Origin of the sequence: Streptomyces sp. TLI_171 (assembly GCF_003610255.1) — a bacterium.
Classification (GTDB): Bacteria; Actinomycetota; Actinomycetes; order Streptomycetales; family Streptomycetaceae; genus Kitasatospora.
This window is the reverse complement of sequence record NZ_RAPS01000001.1, coordinates 4883454-4902413: the sequence shown is the minus strand read 5'-3', so window position 1 is coordinate 4902413 and position 18960 is coordinate 4883454. Positions and strand designations below refer to the sequence as shown.

Genomic DNA, 18960 nt, shown 5'->3' with positions numbered 1-18960 from the left:
CCCCCCGCCGCTGCACCTGGCGCTGCCCTACGCCTGGCCGAGGGTCAGTTCCTGACGGCCGAGGCCGGTGACTTCGAGGGCGAGCTTGTCGCCCGCGCGGAGGAAGGGGGTGCCCGGGCGGCCGAGGGTGACGCCGGCGGGGGTGCCGGTGATGATGACGTCGCCCGGGTCGAGGCGCATGAAGTGGGTGAGGTAGCGGACGATCTCGTGGACCGGGAAGATCATGTCCGCGGTGCTGCCGTCCTGGCGGAGTTCGCCGTTGACCCAGAGGCGCAGGCCGAGGAACTGCGGGTCGCCGAGTTCGTCGGGGGTGACCAGCCAGGGGCCGAGGGGGGTGAAGGTCTCGGCGGACTTGCCCTTGTCCCACTGGCCGCCCCGGTCGAACTGGAAGGCGCGCTCGGTGACGTCGTTGACGGCGGCGTAGCCGGCGATGATCGCGGCCGCCTGCTCGGCGGTCTCCAGGTAGCGGCCGGTGCGGCCGATGACGACCGCGAGTTCGACCTCGTAGTCGGTCTTCTCGCTGCCGCGCGGGACGAGCACCTGGTCGTTGGGTCCGGCCAGGGTGTTGGTGGGCTTGAGGAAGACGACGGGCTCGGTCGGGATCGCGGCGCCGGCCTCGGCGGCGTGGTCGCGGTAGTTGAGGCCGATGCCGACGATCTTGCCGGGGCGGGCGACCGGCGGGCCGATCCGCTGTCCGGTGAGGTCGACCTCGGGGAGGGCGGCGACGTCGAGCGCGGTCGGGTCGAGGGTGGCGAGGAAGTCGCCGTCGAGGTCGGGGGTGAGCGGGGTGAGGTCGTGGGCGGTGCCGTCGGGTGCGAGTACGACCGGTCGTTCTGCGCCCGCAGGGCCCACGCGGAGGAGCTTCACTGCCCGTCACCACCTGTTCGTCTCTGGGGCGAGTAGGCCCCGCCCCGGGACTTCGAGGTATACCAGGGCATCTTGCCTGCGGAACAGTGGTGGCGGCTCGGCGAAATCCTCCCAATCGAAGCGAATGACACCAAACGCATCTCGGAGTGCCGCACCCTTGACAGCCCGGGGCGGACGACCCGTCAGGTCTCCCGCTGCGGGTGGTACTCGCTCTCCTCGACGCCGAAGGTCCAGGCGACGCCGGCCCGGGCGGTCCGGGTGCCGGGCGGGACGCGCAGGTAGTAGGTGCGGCTGGTGCCGTCCGGCTCGGGCGTGGAGTTGACCACCTCGACCATCACCACCGGCTCGTCGTCCGGGAGTTGGATCCGCCACAGGATCCCGGTCTCGTCCCGGTGCAGGGGCTCGGCGCCGGACTCGGCGAGGTAGCGGTCGTAGCCGAAGTGCTCCAGCATGACGCGGCGAAGCTCGGCGTTCTCCTCGCTGCGGATCCGCTCCGCGGTGAGGCCGGACAACCGGTCCGGGAAGTCGGCGGGGACGGGCATGCCGCGCCAGGCGTACAGGGCGAAGCCGTCGGCGTAGGCGAGCGCGGGGCCGTCGGCGCGGTCCAGCCGGCCGGCCTCGTCGCGGTGCAGGGCGACCGGGCGTTCGCTGAGCAGCACGGTGCGCTCGTACGGCCACCACCAGCCGACCTGGCGGGCGACGCCGGCCAGCGCGGCGAGCGACTCGTCACCGGTGCCGGCGGTGTCGAAGGCCGCGAACCAGGCGGCGTCGTGCTGGCCGGCCACCGCGTCCAGCACGGCGAGCCGGACCTCGGCGCGGGCCTCCGCGGCGACCCGGCGGGCCTCCTTGTGCACCGGCTTGCGGGACTCGGTCCAGTCGGAGACCGGCTCGGGCTCGGGCGCGACGTGGTCGAGCAGCGCGGTGCGGACCCGTTCGGCGGGCAGCGCGGTAGTGGCGGCGAGCTCGGCGCCGGTGGCGCCCCAGAGCTCGGCCCAGCCGCCGGGGCCGAGCGCGGTGAAGGCCGCGTTGCGGGCCCGCTGCCAGGCGGCGGTGCGCACCTGCTCCCGCACGCTCGCCCCGAACTCCGGGCGGCGGGCCAGCAGTTCGGTGACCGCGGCGAGCGGCGAGGGGTACCAGCGGAACTCCTCGGGCTCGGCCAGCCCGGCGGCCCGGTAGGCGGTCCGGACGGCCTGCTCGGCGGTGGCCCGGTCGGCCGGTCCGGTGGCGGCGGCGACGGCCCGCCAGTGCGCCACCGAGAGGTCGGCCGGACGGCCCGTCAGCTGGGTGCTCAACAATTCTTCCTCGTCGCTCGTCGTCTGAGTGGGGTGGCTGCCGGGCCGGGGTTCAGTCCGCGACCATGCGGACCGCGCCCGGTGCGTACTCGCGCTGCCGGACCACCCGGAACCAGCCGCTGGGCAGCGCGATCGCCGCGTGCTCCTCGTGCACGACCTTGCCGCCCTCCGGCAGGTGCAGCCAGGAGGCGCCGAACGGGCCCGACTCGCGGGCGAGTTCGCCCGGGCCGACCACCGCGTGGGCGTGCCCGGTGACCTCGCCGAGCGCCAGCACCAGCCGGCCCCTGCCGTCCCGCGGCCGGCGCGCCATGTGCGCCACGGCGGCCGGGACGGCGCTCTGCGCGACCGGCACGATCAGTACGTCACCCTGGCGGTACACGGGTCCTCCCGTCGTCGGGTCCGGCCGGGCGGCCGAACGTCCCGACCGGAAAGCTAGGCGGCCGCACCGACAACTCGGCGTCCGGACACTCCCCGTGCGGGTGAACGTCGTCGTCGGCTGGTAGACAGGGCCTCACCACAGCACGGCCACGGCACGACGAACAGCGAGGAGCAGCGCATGGCCATCAGCCGGCACGTCGAGAGGTTCCACGACCTTCCGGTCACCGACTTCCGGGCCGCCGCCGCGGAGGGGAAGCTGCCGGACGCGGCCGCCGCGGCCTGGCGGATCGGGCTGGACTGGGACGACGAGAGCGAGTTCGGCGAGGTCTGGGGGACGTTCCTGGAGACCGTGGCGGTGGAGCGGGTCACCGCGCTGGTGATCGGCCGCTGGTTCCAGGACGAGCCGGAGTCGCTGTCGGAGGCGCTGCCGGCGATCCTCGCCGCGGCGGACCGCTTCCCCGCGCTGCGGGCGCTGTTCCTCGGCGACATCACCTACGAGGAGTGCGAGATCTCCTGGATCCAGATGTGCGACGTCAGCCCGGTGTTCGAGGCCTTCCCGCAGTTGGAGGAGCTGGTGGTGCGCGGGGCCAGCGAGGACTGGGAGGGCAACGAGGGCCTCGCGCTGAAGCCGGCGAAGCACCGCAACCTGAAGGCGCTGCGCTTCGAGGCCGGCGGCCTGCCCGGTTCGGTGGTCCGCGCGATCGGGGCCAGCGAGTTCCCGGCGCTGGAGAAGCTGGAACTCTGGCTGGGCGTCGACAACTACGGCGGCGACTGGACGGTGGAGGACCTCGCCCCGTTCCTGTCCGGCACCGGCCTGCCCGCGCTGACGTACCTGGGCCTGCAGAACGCCGAGCAGCAGGACCGGATCGCCGCGGAGGTCGCCCGGGCCCCGGTGGTACCGCGGCTGACCGGCCTGTCGCTGTCGATGGGCGCGCTCACCGACGAGGGCGTGGCCGCGCTGCTGGAGGGCCAGCCGCTGACCCACCTGAAGACCCTGGACCTGCACCACCACTACCTCACCGAGGGCATGCAGCAGCGTCTGAAGGACGCCCTCCCCGGGGTCGCGATCGACCTCTCCGACGCCGAGGACCCGAGCGACAACTGGCGCTACGTCGCCATCTCCGAGTAGGCGGGGCCGTCGAGTTGACGCCGCCACAGCTGGTCGTCCTGGGCTGCCCGGGGCACCGCAGGGTCACCCTGTTCGCCGCCGCGGCCCGCGCCGCCGGCCGGCCGGAGCCCGTGGTGCTGCCCTGGTCCGCCGTGCTGAGCGGCCGGTACGAGCTGCCGCCCGGCGCGGTGGTCCGGATCGACTCGCCCGGTGAGGACCCGGAGGCCGACCGGCTGCTGCGCGGTCCCGTCCTCGGCGAGGGCTACGCCCCGACCCGGGTCGAGGGCGGCCCGGCGTGGTACGCGGGCGTGCTGGCCGCGCTGCGCGGCCTGGCCGCCCGTCCCGGGGTGCGGCTGCTCGGCGACCCCGAGGAGATCGCCGTGATGTTCGACAAGCGGCGCACGCACGCGGCGCTGGCGGCCGCCGGGGTGCCGGTGCCGCCCGCGCTGCCCGGCGGACTCCCGTCCTCCTTCGAGGAGTTGCGGGAGCGGCTGGCCGCCGCCCGGCTGCGCCGGGTGTTCCTGAAGCCGGTGCACGGCTCCTCCGCCTCGGGCGTGGTGGCGCTGGAGTTCGGCCCGCGCGGCCAGGTGCAGGCCACCACCTCGGTGGAGCTCACCCCGGAGGGGCTGCACAACTCGCTGACGGTGCGCCGCTACCGGGGCGTGCCGGAGGTCGCCGAGCTGGTCGACCGGCTGGCCCCGGAGGGCCTGCACGTCGAGCAGTGGGTGCCGAAGTCCGGCCAGGGCGGCCACTCCGCGGACCTGCGGGTGCTGGTGGTCGGCGGCCGGGCCACCCACGTGGTGGTGCGGACCAGCCGGCACCCCATGACCAACCTCCATCTGGGCGGGGCGCGGGGCGAGTTGGCGGTGGCCCGGGCCGCGGCCGGCTCCGCCTGGCCCGAGCTGCCGGCGGTCGCGGAGGCCGCCGCCCGCTGCTTCCCGCGCTCGCCCATGGTGGGCGTCGACCTGCTGCCGGTCTCGCACTGGCGCCGCGCCCTGGTCGGCGAGGTCAACGCCTTCGGCGACCTGCTCCCCAACCTGCCGGGCCTCGCCGACGGCCCGACCCCGGGCCTGGACACCTACGCCGCGCAACTGGCCTCGCCCGCCTACCTGAACGCCCTCTCCGACGTCCCCCGCCCGGGGCGCGTCGACGCAAGCGAAAGCTCCCCATGCAGCATCTGATACCCGACATGAACGAGATCGTCGGTTCGCACGATCTCCTGCTGGTCACCCTCGACACCCTCCGCTTCGACGTCGCCGCGGAGCTGCTCGCCGCCGGCCGCCTGCCGAACCTCGCGCGGGTGCTCCCGCCCGACGGCTGGGAGCGGCGCCACTCCCCCGGCAGCTTCACGTACGCCGCGCACCAGGCGATCCTGGCCGGGTTCCTGCCGACCCCGGCCGCCCCGGACGGGCCGCATCCGCGGCTGTTCGCGGCGCGCTTCGCCGGTTCGGAGACCACCGGGTCCCGCACCTGGGTGTTCGACGCGCCCGACCTCCCGACCGCCCTGGCGGCGGCCGGCTACCGGACGGTCTGCATCGGCGGCGTCGGCTTCTTCAACAAGCAGGGCCCGCTGGGCTCCGTCCTGCCGAACCTCTTCCAGGAGAGCCACTGGACACCGGAGACGGGCGTACCCTCGCCCACCTCCTTCGAGTCCCAGGTGGCGGTGGCCGAACGCGTCGCGGCCGAACAGCCGCCCGAGCAGCCACTCTTCCTGTTCGTCAACGTCTCCGCCCTGCACCAGCCGAACTGGTTCCACCTGCCCGGAGCGACCCGGGAGGCCGGTGACACCCGGGAGACGCACGCCGCCGCGCTGGAGTACGTGGACGCGCACATCGGGCGGCTGTTCGCGGCGATGAGCGCGCGCCGGCCGTGCTTCGCGATCGTCTGCTCGGACCACGGGACGGCGTACGGCGAGGACGGCTACACCGGCCACCGGATCGGCCACGAGGTGGTGTGGACCGTCCCGTACGCGCACTTCACCCTCCCGGCGGCCGAGGAGCTGCGATGACCGGTCAGTCCCCGTACCAGAGCTACGTCTACGCGTACCCGCACAAGACGGCGTACCGGCCGCTGCCGGACCGCCCGCCGCTGAGCGAGCTGTGGAGCGGCGAGAAGCAGGACGCGCTCTCGCTGTACCTGCACGTCCCGTTCTGCGAGGTGCGCTGCGGGTTCTGCAACCTGTTCACCCGGATCGGCAGCCCCGAGGGCCTGACCACCGCCTACCTGGACGCGCTGGAGCGGCAGGCCGGGCAGGTCCGGGAGGCGCTGGCCGCGGACGCCGGGTTCGCGCTGGCCGCGTTCGGCGGCGGGACGCCCACCTACCTGACGGCGGGTGAGCTGGCGCGACTGTGCGACATCGCCGAGCAGCGGATGGGCGTGGACCTCCGGGCGGTCCCGCTCTCCGTGGAGGCCTCCCCGGACACCGCGACGGCGGACCGGCTGCGGGTGCTCGCCGAGCGCGGCACGACCCGGCTGAGCCTGGGCGTGCAGTCCTTCCTGGACGAGGAGGCCAAGGCGGCGGTGCGCCCGCAGAAGCGCGCGGCGGTGGAGGCGGCGCTCGGCCGGGTCAGGGACGCCGGGTTCCCGGTGCTGAACATCGACCTGATCTACGGCATCGAGGGCCAGACGGCCGCCAGCTGGATCACGTCCCTGGACGCGGCGCTGGCTTGGCAGCCGGAGGAGCTGTACCTGTACCCGCTGTACGTCCGGCCGCTGACCGGCCTCGGCCGGCACTCCGCCGAGGGGTCCTCCCCCGAGTGGGACGCGCAGCGGCTCGCGCTCTACCGGGCCGGCCGCGACCACCTGCTGGCCGAGGGGTACCAGCAGGTGTCGATGCGGATGTTCCGCCGGACCGGCGCGGCCACCGCGAGCGCGGGCGAGTACGCCTGCCAGACCGACGGCATGGTGGGCCTGGGCTGCGGGGCGCGCTCGTACACCTCGAAGCTGCACTACTCCTTCGACTACGCGGTGGACGCCCGGGAGGTCCGGAGGATCATCGACGAGTACGTGGCCGCCCCGGACTTCTCCCGCGCCGAGCTGGGCTGGGAGATGACCGGCGAGGAGGCCCGCCGCCGGCACCTGGTGCAGTCCCTGCTGCAGGGCGAGGGCGTCGACCTGGCGGGCTACCGCCGGCGCTTCGGCAGCACGCCGTGGCAGGACTTCCCGGCCGAGCTGTCCGGGTTCGCCGCGCGCGGCTGGCTGACCGGGACGGACCCGGGCCGCCTGCGGCTCAGCGCCGAGGGCCTGGCCTGGTCGGACGCGGTGGGGCCGCGGCTGTTCTCGGCCGAGGTGCGCGCCAACATGACGGAGTACCGGCCGAAGTGAACCCGCTGACGATCCTCTACCGGGGGCCGCTGTCCTCCTGCGACTACGACTGCCCGTACTGCCCGTTCGCCAAGCGGCGCGACACCCCGGAACTGCTGCGCACCGACCGGGCGGCGCTGGAGCGGTTCACCGGCTGGGCCGCGACGTACCGGCACGGGCCGCTGTCGGTGCTGTTCACACCCTGGGGCGAGGGCCTGGTGCGGTCCTGGTACCGGCGGGCGATGGTGGAGCTGAGCCGGCTGCCGCACGTGCAGCGGGTGGCGATCCAGACCAACGCCAGCTGCCGCACCGGCTGGCTGGCGGAGGCGGACCTGTCGAGGCTCGCGCTCTGGGTGACCTACCACCCGGGGCAGGTGACCGAGCAGCGCTTCCTCGCCAAGTGCGCCGAACTGACCGCGCTGGGCGTGCGGTTCAGCGTCGGCGTGGTCGGGCAGCCGGAGCACCTGGCGGCGGCCCGGCGGCTGCGCGCGGCGCTGCCGCCGACGGTCTACCTGTGGGTGAACGCGGCCGACGGGCACAGCTACACCGACCCGGAGGCGGCACGGTGGACGGAGCTGGACCCGCTGTTCGGCTACAGCCGCCACCCGCACCGCAGTGCGGGCCTGCCCTGCCGGACCGGGGAGAGCGTGGTGTCGGTGGACGGGGACGGCACGGTGCGCCGCTGCCATTTCGTCCGGCCGCCGCTGGGCAATCTGTACGACGGCTCGTACCGGGAACAACTGCGGCCCCGGGTCTGCCCGTTGGGCGAGTGCGACTGCCACATCGGCTATGTGCACCTGGAGCCGCTGCCGCTGTACGACGTGTTCGCGGGCGGCGTGCTGGAGCGCATCCCGCACGGCTGGTGAGGGATGCGCTTCGGCCGGTGCGCCGCGGGGGTCAGTTGGTCTTGGGCAGGCCGGGCGGGTTGATCTCGGAGGTCTTCACCGCCTCGTTGTCCAGGCCCCAGCGCTTCAGCACCTGGCCGTAACTACCGTTCTTGATGGTCTCGTTGAGGGCTTCGTTGAGCGCCTTGACCAGCCCGTTGTCCTTCTTGGTGGTGGCGGCGATCTTGCCGAGCACGGTGTCGCCGGCGCCCGAGTAGGTGCCGATGATCTCGGTCTCGCCGGTCTGCGCCGCGTGGAAGGCGCCGGACGGGTTGGGGCCGAGCCAGGCGTCGATCCGGCCGGAGCCGAGGGCCAGGTAGTAGTCGGAGGAGTTCTGGTAGTACTTCACGTCCACCGGCTTGAGCCCAGCCTTGACGTTGGCGTCGTTCCAGGCGAGCAGCAGCTTCTCCTGGTTGGTGCCGGAGGACACGCCGATCACGTGCCCGGCGACGTCGGCGGGGCCGGTCACCTTCCAGCTGCCGCCCTTCTTGGCCTCGAAGCCGAGGATGTCGAGCCGGTAGGTGGCGAAGTCGTACTTCTCCTTGCGCGCCTCGGTGACGGTGACGTTGGTGATGCCGACGTCGTACTTGCCGCTGTCCAGGCCGACGAAGACGTTCTCCCAGGAGACCGGGTTGAGCTCGACCTTCAGGCCGAGCACGTCGCCGACCAGGTAGGCGATGTCGGGCTCGGTGCCGATGACGGTCTTGTCGTCGGTCGCGTAGAAGCCGAGCGGTGGGACGGAGCCGACGCTCGCCGCGACCTGGAGGGTGCCTCTTCGGCGGACCTCCTCGGGGACGAGTGCGGCGATCGCGTCGACCTTGGCGGTGGTGACGCGGTTCTGCTGCGGCGTCAGGTTGATCGTGGCGCCGTTCGGCGCCGTGCCGGCCTTGTTGCCGCCGGCGAGGTCCGCGGCGGCGTTGCCGCCGGAGCCGCAGGCGGCGAGCAGCAGGGTGGCGGCGAGCGCGACGGCGGCGGGGGCGAGGGCGCGGCGGGTGACGGGCATGACGGCAACTCCTTGATCGAAAAGGGGAATTCAGAGGACCTTGGCGAGGAAGGCGCGGGTGCGCTCGTGCTGCGGGGCGTCCAGCACCTGGGCGGGCGGGCCCTGTTCGACCACCACGCCGCCGTCCATGAACACCACGGTGTCGGCGACCTCGCGGGCGAAGCCGATCTCGTGGGTGACGACGATCATCGTGGTGCCGGTGCGGGCCAGGTCCTTGATCACGTCCAGGACCTCGCCGACCAGTTCGGGGTCGAGCGCGGAGGTCGGCTCGTCGAACAGCAGCACCTTGGGTTCCAGGGCGAGCGCCCGGGCGATGGCCACCCGCTGCTGCTGGCCGCCGGAGAGCCGGCGCGGGTACTCCCCGGCCTTGTCGGCCAGGCCCACCCGCTCCAGCAGATCCAGGGCGCGGGCCCGGGCCTTCTCCTTGGGGACTCCGAGCGCGCCGACCGGCGCCTCGGTGACGTTCTCCAGCACCGTCAGGTGCGGGAACAGGTTGAAGTTCTGGAACACGAAGCCGAGCCGGGTGCGCTGTTTGAGCACCTCGCGTTCGGGCAGTTCGCGCAGCTTGTCGCCGGTGCGCCGGTAGCCGATCAGCTCGCCGTCCACCCGGACGTAGCCCTGGTCGAGCTTCTCCAGGTGGTTGACCGCCCGCAGCAGGGTGGACTTCCCGGAGCCGGACGGGCCGAGCACCACCGTCACGGTGCCCGCCCGGACGTCGAGGTCGATGCCGCGCAGCACCTCCAGCCGTCCGAACCGCTTGTGCACGCCGCGTACTTCGACCATCGCGGCGGTGTCGGTGGCGCTCATGCTCGCCTCTCCTGGAGTTCGGTGACGGCGGCGCGCAGGCGCTGCCAGGGGGTGGGCGGGGGGTTGCGCTCGCTGCCGCGGGCGAAGTAGCGCTCGACCCAGAACTGGACCGCGGACAGCGCGGTGGTCAGCAGCACGTACCAGACGGTGGCGACCAGCAGCAGCGGCACCACCCGGCCGGTCCGGCCGTAGATCACCTGCACCTGGTAGAAGAGCTCGCCGATCGCCATCACGTAGACGATCGAGGTGCCCTTGAACAGCGAGATCACCTCGTTGGCGGCGTTCGGCAGGATGCCTCGCATGGCCTGCGGCAGCACGATCCGCCAGGCCTGCCGCAGCCGCGGGATGCCGAGTGCGGCGGCCGCTTCGAGCTGTCCGGCGTCCACCGCGAGCACTCCGCCGCGGATGATCTCGGCGGCGTAAGCGGCCTGGTGCAGGGCGAGGCCGAGCACGGCCGCGCCGAGGGCGCCGAGCAGGTCCATGGTGCCGAAGGAGACGAAGCTCGGGCCGAACGGGATGCCGATCCCGATCCGCTTGTACAGGTAGGCGAGGTTGAACCAGAACACCAGCTGGACGATCAGCGGGATCGAGCGGAACGCCCACACGTACGTCCACGCGATGGTGCGCAGGATCGGGCTGCCGGACAGCCGCAGCGCGGCGATCACCGCACCGAGCGCGAAGCCCAGCACCGTTCCGTAGGCGGTGAGTTGGAGGGTGACGCCGACGGCGCGCAGGATGCTGTCGGAGAACACGAAGGCGCGGAAGGTCGGCCAGTCCCAGCCGGGGTTGACCGCCAGCCCGTGGGCGAACTGGGCGACCAGCACCAGCGCGGCCAGGCCGGCCACCAGCCGCCACGGGCGGCGGTGCGGGACGATGGTCAACTGTTCGGCGGGCAAGGCGGGTTGTCGGTGGGTCAGGGAGGATTCGGGGACGGTCGCAGTCATCGGGGGCTCCCAGGTCAGGGGTGCTCGGGCGGGTTGATCAGGGATTCGGTGATCGCCGAGTCGGCGGTGCCCCACTTGGCCAGGATCTTCTGGTAACTGCCGTCCTTGATCAGCTGGTTGACGGCGGCCTGGAAGGCGGGGGTGAGCGCCGAACCCTTCTTGAACGCGAAGCCCACGTCGAGGCGGTGGTACTCGCCGATGAAGCGGGTGTGCGAGTTCGGCTGGGCGGCCTGGTAGCGCAGGCCGTTGATGGTCGACATCACCACGTCCAGCCGGCCCTGCTGGAGGCCGGTCACCACGGCGCCGTTCTCGGAGAACACCTTCACCTCGTACGGCTTCTTGCCGGCCTGCGCGCAGACGTCCTTCTTGGCGTTCAGGGTGGCCTCGAAGGTGGTGCCGGCGCCGGTGCCGATGGTCAGGCCGCAGAGCTGGGTGAGGTCGGTGACGCTGTTCAGCGCGGTGTTGTCGGCGCGCACCGCGAAGCCCTGGCCGTCGTCGATGTAGGTGACGAAGTCGATGGTCTTCAGCCGGGCCGCGGTGACCCCGAAGTTGCCGGTGCCGACGTCGTACTTGCCGCTGCCGAGCGCGGGCAGGATGGTCTCGAACGCGGCGTCCTCGCGCTCCACGCGGACGCCCAGCACCTTGGCCACGCCGTTGACCAGGTCCACGTCCAGGCCGGCGAGCTCGTGCTTGGCCGGGTCGGGGTAGTACGCGCCGGGCGGGGTGCCGACCGCGCCACCGAGCTTGATCACTCCGGCGGCCCGGACGTCGGCGGGCAGCAGGGCCGCCGCCGCGTCGTTCTTCTGCACCCCGGAGAGCGCGTCCTGGGAGGGCTGGATGCCGACCGGTGCGGCCTGCACGGTGGTCGCCGGGTCGGAGCCGCAGCCGGCCAGCGCCAGCGCGGCTACGGCGGCCAGGGCGACGGGGAGGTGGCGCTTCATCGGGTCGGTGCCTTTCCGGCCTGCGGGGCGGCCAGGTGCTTCTCGAACGGCAGCGGGCGGAACTCCGCCGGCTGCTCGTCGAGGTCGAACAGGGGGGTGTAGCCGGCCGCCAGGTAGAGGCCCTTGGCCTCGGGCTGGAGCGGGCCGGTGGTCAGGAAGATCCGCCGGTAGCCGGCCGTCGCGGCGGCGGCCTCCAGTTCGGCCAGCACCCGGCGGCCCAGGCCCTGGCGGCGGTGGCCGGCGGCGGTCCACATCCGCTTCAGCTCGGCGGTGTCCCGGTCGTAGCGGCGGTAGGCGCCGCCCGCCACCGGTTCGCCGTCGCGCAGCAGCAGCAGGAGCAGGCCGTCCGGCGGGGCGAACTCCTCGGCGCCGTACCGGGCCATCTCCTCCTGGCCGCCGGGGCCGTAGCGGGTGACGTACTCGTGGGTGAGCTCGCGGACCAGCGGTTCGGTGAGCCGGTCGCCGAGCACCGCCCGCGCCACCGTCAGCGCGGTCACGCGGCCACTCCGGCGGCGGCCCTGGCGGCGTCGCGCTTGGCCACCTCCTCCCGGACGATCGGGATGACGTACCGGCCGAAGTCGATCGCGTCGCCGATGTGGTCGTAGCCGCGGGCGGAGAGGATGTCCACGCCGAGGTCGTAGTAGTCGAGCAGCGCCTGGGCGACCGTCTCGGGCGTGCCGACCAGGGCGTTGGAGTTGCCCGCGCCGCCGGTGGCGGCGGCGGTCGGGGTCCACAGCGCCCGGTCGTAGCGCTCCCCGGCCTCGGCGATCTCCAGCAGCCGCTGCGAGCCGGTGTTCTCCGGCTGCTGACCGCTCGTCAGGCGGCGGCGCACCAGGTCGTTGCTCGCCCGGCGGGCCTTGATCGCGGCGACCGTGCGGTGCGCCTTCTCCCAGGCGAGTTCCTCGGTGGGTGCGATGATCGGCCGGAACGCGACCTGGATCCGCGGGGCGTCGGTGCGCCCGGCGGCCTTCGCGGCGGCCTTCACCAGCTCGATCTGCTCGGCGGTGCGGGCCAGCGGCTCCCCCCACAGCGCGAAGATGTCGGCCTCGGCGCCGCCGGCCGCGAACGCGGCGGGCGAGGAGCCGCCGAACGAGACGTCCGGGCGGGGCTGCTGGACCGGGAAGACGTCCGACACGAAGTCCTTGAAGCGGTAGAACTCGCCCTCGTGGTCGAAGGGTTCGCGGCTGGTCCAGGCCCGCTTGACGATGCCGATGTACTCGCGGGTCCGGTCGTAGCGGCGGTCCTTGGGCAGGAAGTCGCCCTCGCGCTGCTGCTCGTGGTCGTTGCCGCCGGTGATGAAGTGCACGGTCAGCCGGCCGTCGCTGATCCGGTCCAGGGTGGCGAAGGTCTTGGCGGCGAAGGTCGGGTAGGAGACGTTCGGGCGGTGCGCCAGCAGGATCTGCAGCCGGTCCAGCTTGGCGGCCAGGTAGGCGGCTGCCGCGGCGGGCTCCGGGGAGCCGGCGCCGTAGGCGAACAGCACCCGGTCCCAGCCGTGGTCCTCGTGGGCGCGGGCCAGCCGCAGCGTGTAGTCGCGGTCGAAGGCGTGGGTGGTGCGGGCGGTGGTCTCGGAGCCGTCCGCGGTGGCGGCGATACCGAGGAACTCGACGGGCATGGCGGAGCCTCTTCAGTGGACGCGGGGCCGCACCCGGGCATGCCGGGGGAACGCCTCGGCGGGCGCGGACGGGTACGGCGGGGCGGGGGAGGGCGGCGCGTGACGGGGCGCCGGCGGGAGCGAGCGGGAACGCGGAAGGGCGGCAGCGTGCGCCTGGTGATCCGCCTGGGCAGGCGGGCTCCCGGCCCTCGACGGGGCGGACCGAGGGAGGACTCCCGGGGGAGGAATGGGCCGGTCAGGCGGCCCGCTGCCGGGTCAGCCGCAACACGCTGCGGACCACACCCGACCGAAGTCGATGTGGCCGCGCGTCACAAGGGCGGGCTGCTCGGCTGTCATGTCGAACAGTTGAGCAGTGCCGTCGACGGCCCGTCAACCTCTGCCCGGAACACGAAACACCGACGTCACACCCGCAGCCTTGACAGCCGTGCGCCGCTCGCACGTACGATCGGAGCGGAGCGAGTACTGCCCGGGCCCGGCCGAACAGCCATGGGGCCCAGCCGCGTTGAGGGACGCGGCGCGCGTGAGTGACGGCATGCGGCCACCGCCTGCCCCGCCGCCCCTGGAGCCCTCATGGCCTCGCCCGCCGTCCCTGCCACCGGTGCCCTGCCCGCCGCGCCGCCCGTCGACGACCCGCCCGCGCCCGCCGCCCTGGCCGCGCTGCCGATCGTGCCCCGCCGCCGCCCCTGGCGGTACGTCAGCGGTGGCCTGGCGCTGCTCGCCACCGGGCTGCTGCTGCGCTCGCTGGCCGGCAACGCGGCCTTCGAGTGGCCGGTGGTCGGCGACTGGCTGACCTCCGCCGCGATCCTCCGCGGCCTCCTGCTGACGCTCTGGATGACCGCCGCGGTGATGGCCCTCGGGTTCGCCCTGGGCACCGTGCTGGCGGTGGCCAGGCTGTCCGGCAACCCGGTGCTGCAGAGCCTGAGCTGGGGCTTCGTGTGGATCTTCCGGGCCACCCCGCTGCTGGTCCAGCTGCTGTTCTGGTTCAACATCGGCGCGCTCTACCCGACGCTCTCGCTCGGGCTGCCCTTCGGCGGCGAGCTGTTCGCGGTGAAGACCGTCAACCTGCTCGGCCCCGCGCTCACTGCGGTGATCGGACTCACCCTGCACGAGGCCGCGTTCGCCGCCGAGGTGGTGCGCTCCGGCGTCCTCTCGGTCGACCAGGGCCAGCTGGAGGCGGCCGCCTCGCTGGGCCTGGGCCGCGGCCGGGTACTGCGGCGCATCGTGCTGCCGCAGGCGATGCGGGCGATCCTGCCGCCCGCCGGAAACATGCTGATCGGCACCCTCAAGGGCACCTCGGTGATCAGCGTGCTGGCCGTCCACGACCTGCTGTTCTCCGCCCAGTTGGTCTACAACCAGACCTACCAGGTGATCCCGCTGCTGACCGTCGCCACCCTCTGGTACGTGGCGGTGACCAGCCTGCTCTCGGTCGGCCAGTACTACCTGGAGCGGCACTTCGCCCGCGGCGCCACCCGCGCCGGGCTGCCGCCGACCCCCTTCCAACGGGCCCGGGCGGCGCTGCGCCGCACGGTCGGGCGGTGACCCCGATGCCCGTACTGGTCGTGGTCGGCGCCGGGCCGCGGGGCACCGGCCTGCTGGAGCGGATCGCCGCCAACGCCCCCGAACTGCTCTCCCCCGACGTCGAGTTGGACGTGCACCTGGTCGACCCGCACCCGCCCGGCGGCGGCCGGATCTGGCGGCACGAACAGTCGCCGCTGCTGCGGATGAACTCGATGGCCGAGGACGTCACCATGTTCACCGACGAGCGCACCAGCATGGACGGCCCGGTCCGCCCCGGCCCCTCGCTCGCCGAGTGGGCCGCCGACCCGGCCGCCTTCGCGCCCCGGCAGCCCGAGCGGGATCCGGAGGTCGCCGAGGAGCTGGACGCCCTCGCCGCCACCGACTTCCCCACCCGGCGCGCCCAGAGCGCCTACCTGGACTGGGTGTTCCACCGCTCCGTCGCCGAACTCCCGGACAACATCCGGCTGTTCGTCCACCGAGACACCGTCCGCCGGATCACCGGCGACCCGGACGGGCCGCAGCGCGTCCACCTCTCCGACACGGTCCTGCTCGCCGACCGGGTGGTGCTCGCCCTCGGCCACCTCGACTCCGCCCCCGGCCCCGAGACCGCCGAGGCCCGCGCCTTCGCCGCCCGGCACGGCCGCAGCTACCTGCCGCCCGCCTTCACCGCCGACTCCGACCTGAGCGGCCTCGCCCCCGGCGAGCGGGTGATCGTCCGCGGCCTCGGCCTGGCCTTCGTCGACCTGGTCGCGCTGCTCACCGAGGGCCGCGGCGGCCGCTTCACCCCGCTCCCCGGCGGCGGCCTGCGCTACCACCCCTCCGGCCGCGAACCCGTGCTGTACGCGGGCTCCCGGCGCGGCGTCCCGTACCACGCCAAGACCGGCTACCGGCTGCAGGGCCCGCCCCCGGCGCTGCCCCGCTACTTCGGGCCCGACCTCCGACTGCCGGACGGGCCGGTCGAGTTCCGGCGCGACCTGTGGCCGGCCATGGCCAAGGAGATCGGCTACGGCTACTACCACGAGCTGTTCCACGGCCACCCCGAACGCACCGCCCTGCCCTGGCCCGAGTTCCTCGACGCCTACGACCGGCTCGACTGGCACAGCCCCGCCCGCACCGACCTGGTCGCCGCCGCCGTCCCCGACCCCGAGGACCGGCTCGACCTGGACCGCCTCGACCGCCCGCTCACCGGCCTTCGGGTCGGCAGCCCCGAAGAGCTCCAGCAACACCTGCACGCCCACCTGCGCGCCGACCTGGCCCGCCGCTCCGACCTCCGGTACAGCGCCGACCTCGGCGCCTTCTTCGCGCTGCTCTCGCTGTACGGCCAACTGATCCGGCTGCTGCCCGAACACCCGCTCACCGCCCGCTCCACCGCCGCCGAGCTCGACGGCTGGTGGACCGGCTTCTTCTCCTTCTACGCCTCCGGCCCGCCCGGCTTCCGGCTGGAACAGCTGCTCGCCCTGGCCGACGCCGGACTGCTGCACTTCCTCGGCCCCGACACCCGGGTCGAACTCGACGAACAGCACGGCACCTTCCGCGCCTCCTCCCCCGCCCTGCCCGACCACCACGTCCACGGCACCGCCCTGGTCGACGCCTTCCTCCCCCGCCACGCCCTCGACCGCACCGCCGACCCGCTGCTGCGCCAACTGCTGCGCGACGGCCGGATCGACGAGGAACGCCTCACCGACCCCGACGGCCACACCTACCGCTCCGGCCTGCTCCGCACCGACCCCGACGCCCGGCTGCTCGACCCCGCCCTGGACGGCCGCCCGCACCCCCGGCGCACCGCCCTCGGCGCACCCACCACCACCCGCGCCCCGGCCGCCTTCGCCCGCCCCCGCACCGACGCCCCGTCCTTCCGCCAGAACGACGCCGTCGCCCGACGGCTGCTGACGGAGCTTCAGAAGGAGGCCTGACCGCACCCCCGGCGGCCCGGACGCCGCCGCACGACACCCGCACCCGCACCGGATACGCTCCAAGCACCCCGAGCCCTCCGGAGAGTCCGCCATGGCCAAGCAGCCCCCGCACCGCGACCCCGCCCAGGACGCGCCGCACGTCGCGCCCCCGGCCCACGCCGCGGCCGGCCTGACCGCGATCGGCCACACCCTGCGGATGGCGTCCGAGCAGATGTCGCCGGGCCGGGTGCTGTCCACCCTGCGCAAGGTCAACCAGCCCGACGGCTTCGACTGCCCGGGCTGCGCCTGGCCCGAGCCGGACAAGCCGCACCTCGCCGAGTTCTGCGAGAACGGCGCCAAGGCGGTCGCCGAGGAGGCCACCGAGCGCCGGATCACCCCGGCCTTCTTCGCCGAGCACCCGGTCGCCGAACTCGCCGAACGCTCCGGCTACTGGCTCGGCCAGCAGGGCCGGCTCACCACCCCGATGCTGCTCGACGAGGGCGCGACCCACTACACGCCGATCAGCTGGGACGACGCCTTCGCGCTGATCGCCGAGGAGCTCACCGCCCTCGGCTCCCCCGACGAGGCGGCCTTCTACACCTCCGGCCGCACGTCCAACGAGGCCGCCTTCGCCTACCAGCTGTTCGCCCGCCGGCTCGGCACCAACAACCTGCCCGACTGCTCCAACATGTGCCACGAGTCGTCCGGTTCGGCGCTCACCGAGACCCTCGGCGTCGGCAAGGGCAGCGTCTCGCTCAAGGACCTGTACCAGGCCGACCTGATCATCGTGGCCGGCCAGAACCCCGGCACCAACCACCCCCGGATGCTCTCCGCCCTGGAACGCGCCAAGCGCGCCGGCGCGAAGATCGTCAGCGTCAACCCGCTGCCCGAAGCCGGACTCGAACGCTTCAAGAACCCGCAGACCCCGCGCGGCCTGGTCGGCGGCGGCACCAAGCTCACCGACCTGTTCCTGCAGATCCGGCTCGGCGGCGACCTCGCGCTGTTCCGCGCCCTCAACCACCTGCTGCTCGGCACCCCCGGCGCCGTCGACCACGACTTCGTCGCCGAACACTGCGCCGGCTACGACGAGTTCGCCGCCGACGCCGCCGAACTCGACCGTGCCGCCACCCTGGCCGCCACCGGCCTCCCCTGGGAGCAGATCGAGGAGCTGCACCGCCTGGTGCTCGCCTCGCCGAAGATCATCGTCTGCTGGGCGATGGGCCTCACCCAGCACAAGCACGCCGTCCCCACCATCCGCGAGGTCGTCAACTTCCTCCTGCTGCGCGGCAACGTGGGCCGCCCCGGCGCGGGCGTCTGCCCCGTCCGCGGCCACAGCAACGTCCAGGGCGACCGCACCATGGGCATCTTCGAACGGCCCTCCGCCGCCTTCCTGGACGCCCTCGGCCGGGAGTTCTCCTTCGAGCCCCCGCGCGCCCACGGCTACGACACCGTCGACACCATCCGGGCGCTGCGCGACGGCCGGGTCAAGGTGTTCTTCGCGATGGGCGGCAACTTCGTCTCCGCCAGTCCCGACACCGACGCCACCGAGGCCGCGATGCGCCGCTGCCGGCTCACCGTGCACGTCTCCACCAAGCTCAACCGCTCGCACGTGGTCACCGGCGCCCGCGCCCTGATCCTGCCCACCCTCGGCCGCACCGACCGCGACCTCACCCCCGCCGGACCGCAGTTCGTCAGCGTCGAGGACTCCATGGGCATGGTGCACTCCTCCCGCGGCGGTCTCCGCCCGCCCGCGCCCGGCCTGCTCTCCGAGGTCGCCATCGTCGCCCGCCTCGCCCGCGCCGCCCTCGGCCCCCAGGACACCGTGCCCTGGGAGGACTTCGCGCTCGACTACGACCGGATCCGCGAACGCATCGCCCGCGTCGTCCCCGGCTTCGACGACTTCAACACCAAGGTCCGCCGCCCCGGCGGCTTCGCCCTCCCGCACGCCCCGCGCGACACCCGCACCTTCCCCACCGCCACGGGCCGGGCCAACTTCACCGTCAACCCGCTCACCGCCCCCGAGGTCCCGCCCGGCCGGCTCCTGCTCCAGACCCTGCGCTCCCACGACCAGTACAACACCACGATCTACGGCCTCGACGACCGCTACCGCGGCATCACCGACGGCCGCCGCGTCGTCCTGGTCAACCCCGCCGACGCCGCCGAACTCGGCCTCGCCGACGGCCAGTTCGTCGACCTGGTAAGCGAGTGGACCGACGGCGTCGACCGCCGCGCCCCGCACTTCCGGGTCGTCCACTACCCCGTCGCCCGCGGCGGAGCCGCCGCCTACTACCCGGAGACCAACGTCCTGGTCCCCCTCGACTCCACCGCCGACATCAGCAACACCCCGACCTCCAAGGCCATCGTCGTCCGCCTGGAGTGATCACCGGGGCAGTCAGGGGCTCGTGGGGACG

General features: G+C 73.6%; 17 protein-coding genes. 8 read left to right on the top strand and 9 right to left on the bottom strand.

Annotated features, from left to right (window positions below):
* Window positions 1–27: 27 nt before the first annotated feature.
* From BX266_RS22370 to BX266_RS22360, 3 genes are all read right to left on the bottom strand, one after another.
* Window positions 28–867 carry a fumarylacetoacetate hydrolase family protein gene (locus BX266_RS22370; RefSeq protein ID WP_099902474.1) on the bottom strand — a complete coding sequence of 280 codons (840 nt, stop codon included), beginning with the start codon at window positions 865–867 and terminating at the stop codon, window positions 28–30.
* 182 nt (window positions 868–1049) lie between these two features.
* Window positions 1050–2159 carry a DUF6745 domain-containing protein gene (locus BX266_RS22365; protein WP_180290572.1) on the bottom strand — a complete coding sequence of 370 codons (1110 nt, stop codon included), beginning with the start codon at window positions 2157–2159 and terminating at the stop codon, window positions 1050–1052.
* 52 nt (window positions 2160–2211) lie between these two features.
* Complete coding sequence (locus BX266_RS22360) at window positions 2212–2538, bottom strand: hypothetical protein (protein ID WP_099902472.1); 327 nt, start codon at window positions 2536–2538, stop codon at window positions 2212–2214.
* Between the two features lie 177 nt (window positions 2539–2715).
* Between BX266_RS22360 and BX266_RS22355 the strand changes: the two genes are divergently transcribed.
* The 5 genes from BX266_RS22355 to BX266_RS22335 are packed head-to-tail and all read left to right on the top strand — an operon-like array spanning window position 2716 to window position 7814.
* Window positions 2716–3666: an STM4015 family protein gene (locus tag BX266_RS22355; protein ID WP_099902470.1), complete on the top strand. Its 951-nt coding sequence runs from the start codon at window positions 2716–2718 to the stop codon at window positions 3664–3666.
* Between the two features lie 14 nt (window positions 3667–3680).
* Complete coding sequence (locus BX266_RS22350) at window positions 3681–4826, top strand: STM4014 family protein (protein WP_180290571.1); 1146 nt, start codon at window positions 3681–3683, stop codon at window positions 4824–4826.
* Between the two features lie 8 nt (window positions 4827–4834).
* On the top strand, window positions 4835–5653 hold the full coding sequence (locus BX266_RS22345; RefSeq protein WP_180290570.1) for an STM4013/SEN3800 family hydrolase: 819 nt from the start codon (window positions 4835–4837) through the stop codon (window positions 5651–5653).
* Complete coding sequence (locus tag BX266_RS22340; RefSeq protein ID WP_099902466.1) at window positions 5650–6969, top strand: STM4012 family radical SAM protein; 1320 nt, start codon at window positions 5650–5652, stop codon at window positions 6967–6969. The genes BX266_RS22345 and BX266_RS22340 overlap by 4 nt, the downstream gene beginning before the upstream one ends.
* Complete coding sequence (locus tag BX266_RS22335; protein WP_099902464.1) at window positions 6966–7814, top strand: STM4011 family radical SAM protein; 849 nt, start codon at window positions 6966–6968, stop codon at window positions 7812–7814. The genes BX266_RS22340 and BX266_RS22335 overlap by 4 nt, the downstream gene beginning before the upstream one ends.
* A 31-nt stretch (window positions 7815–7845) precedes the next feature.
* Here the strand turns inward: BX266_RS22335 and BX266_RS22330 are convergent, their stop codons facing one another.
* Genes BX266_RS22330 through BX266_RS22305 form a run of 6 tightly spaced genes read right to left on the bottom strand, consistent with a single transcriptional unit; the run spans window position 7846 to window position 13139 of the window.
* Window positions 7846–8835: an ABC transporter substrate-binding protein gene (locus BX266_RS22330; RefSeq protein ID WP_099902463.1), complete on the bottom strand. Its 990-nt coding sequence runs from the start codon at window positions 8833–8835 to the stop codon at window positions 7846–7848.
* Between the two features lie 30 nt (window positions 8836–8865).
* The gene (locus tag BX266_RS22325; RefSeq protein WP_099902461.1) at window positions 8866–9642 is read right to left on the bottom strand and encodes an amino acid ABC transporter ATP-binding protein; all 777 of its coding nucleotides are present in this window, start codon (window positions 9640–9642) and stop codon (window positions 8866–8868) included.
* Window positions 9639–10586 (bottom strand): amino acid ABC transporter permease, encoded by a 948-nt coding sequence (locus tag BX266_RS22320; protein WP_099902459.1) that lies wholly within the window; start codon window positions 10584–10586, stop codon window positions 9639–9641. Before BX266_RS22320 ends, BX266_RS22325 begins: the two co-directional genes overlap by 4 nt.
* Before the next feature lie 14 nt (window positions 10587–10600).
* Window positions 10601–11527 (bottom strand): ABC transporter substrate-binding protein, encoded by a 927-nt coding sequence (locus BX266_RS22315; protein ID WP_099902457.1) that lies wholly within the window; start codon window positions 11525–11527, stop codon window positions 10601–10603.
* Window positions 11524–12024 carry a GNAT family N-acetyltransferase gene (locus tag BX266_RS22310; protein ID WP_099902455.1) on the bottom strand — a complete coding sequence of 167 codons (501 nt, stop codon included), beginning with the start codon at window positions 12022–12024 and terminating at the stop codon, window positions 11524–11526. Before BX266_RS22310 ends, BX266_RS22315 begins: the two co-directional genes overlap by 4 nt.
* The gene (locus BX266_RS22305; RefSeq protein WP_099902453.1) at window positions 12021–13139 is read right to left on the bottom strand and encodes an LLM class flavin-dependent oxidoreductase; all 1119 of its coding nucleotides are present in this window, start codon (window positions 13137–13139) and stop codon (window positions 12021–12023) included. Before BX266_RS22305 ends, BX266_RS22310 begins: the two co-directional genes overlap by 4 nt.
* Window positions 13140–13709: 570 nt before the next feature.
* Between BX266_RS22305 and BX266_RS22300 the strand changes: the two genes are divergently transcribed.
* The 3 genes from BX266_RS22300 (at window position 13710) to BX266_RS22290 (ending at window position 18929) form a co-directional block, all read left to right on the top strand.
* Entirely contained in the window at window positions 13710–14678 is a 969-nt protein-coding gene (locus BX266_RS22300; RefSeq protein ID WP_099902451.1) for an amino acid ABC transporter permease, read from the top strand.
* 5 nt (window positions 14679–14683) lie between these two features.
* Window positions 14684–16570, top strand: coding sequence for an FAD/NAD(P)-binding domain-containing protein (locus BX266_RS22295; protein ID WP_099902449.1), 1887 nt, complete (start codon window positions 14684–14686; stop codon window positions 16568–16570).
* 91 nt (window positions 16571–16661) lie between these two features.
* Window positions 16662–18929 carry an FdhF/YdeP family oxidoreductase gene (locus BX266_RS22290; protein WP_099902447.1) on the top strand — a complete coding sequence of 756 codons (2268 nt, stop codon included), beginning with the start codon at window positions 16662–16664 and terminating at the stop codon, window positions 18927–18929.
* The last annotated feature ends 31 nt before the right edge of the window (window positions 18930–18960 follow it).

Excerpts from the sequence above, each read along its gene's own strand:
- BX266_RS22355 (WP_099902470.1), top strand. The coding sequence starts at position 2,716 with ATGGCCATCAGCCGGCACGTCGAGAGGTTCCACGACCTTCCGGTCACC.
- BX266_RS22345 (WP_180290570.1), top strand. The coding sequence starts at position 4,835 with ATGAACGAGATCGTCGGTTCGCACGATCTCCTGCTGGTCACCCTCGAC.
- BX266_RS22340 (WP_099902466.1), top strand. The coding sequence starts at position 5,650 with ATGACCGGTCAGTCCCCGTACCAGAGCTACGTCTACGCGTACCCGCAC.
- BX266_RS22330 (WP_099902463.1), bottom strand. The coding sequence starts at position 8,835 with ATGCCCGTCACCCGCCGCGCCCTCGCCCCCGCCGCCGTCGCGCTCGCC.
- BX266_RS22325 (WP_099902461.1), bottom strand. The coding sequence starts at position 9,642 with ATGAGCGCCACCGACACCGCCGCGATGGTCGAAGTACGCGGCGTGCAC.
- BX266_RS22320 (WP_099902459.1), bottom strand. The coding sequence starts at position 10,586 with ATGACTGCGACCGTCCCCGAATCCTCCCTGACCCACCGACAACCCGCC.
- BX266_RS22315 (WP_099902457.1), bottom strand. The coding sequence starts at position 11,527 with ATGAAGCGCCACCTCCCCGTCGCCCTGGCCGCCGTAGCCGCGCTGGCG.
- BX266_RS22305 (WP_099902453.1), bottom strand. The coding sequence starts at position 13,139 with ATGCCCGTCGAGTTCCTCGGTATCGCCGCCACCGCGGACGGCTCCGAG.
- BX266_RS22300 (WP_099902451.1), top strand. The coding sequence starts at position 13,710 with ATGGCCTCGCCCGCCGTCCCTGCCACCGGTGCCCTGCCCGCCGCGCCG.
- BX266_RS22295 (WP_099902449.1), top strand. The coding sequence starts at position 14,684 with ATGCCCGTACTGGTCGTGGTCGGCGCCGGGCCGCGGGGCACCGGCCTG.
- BX266_RS22290 (WP_099902447.1), top strand. The coding sequence starts at position 16,662 with ATGGCCAAGCAGCCCCCGCACCGCGACCCCGCCCAGGACGCGCCGCAC.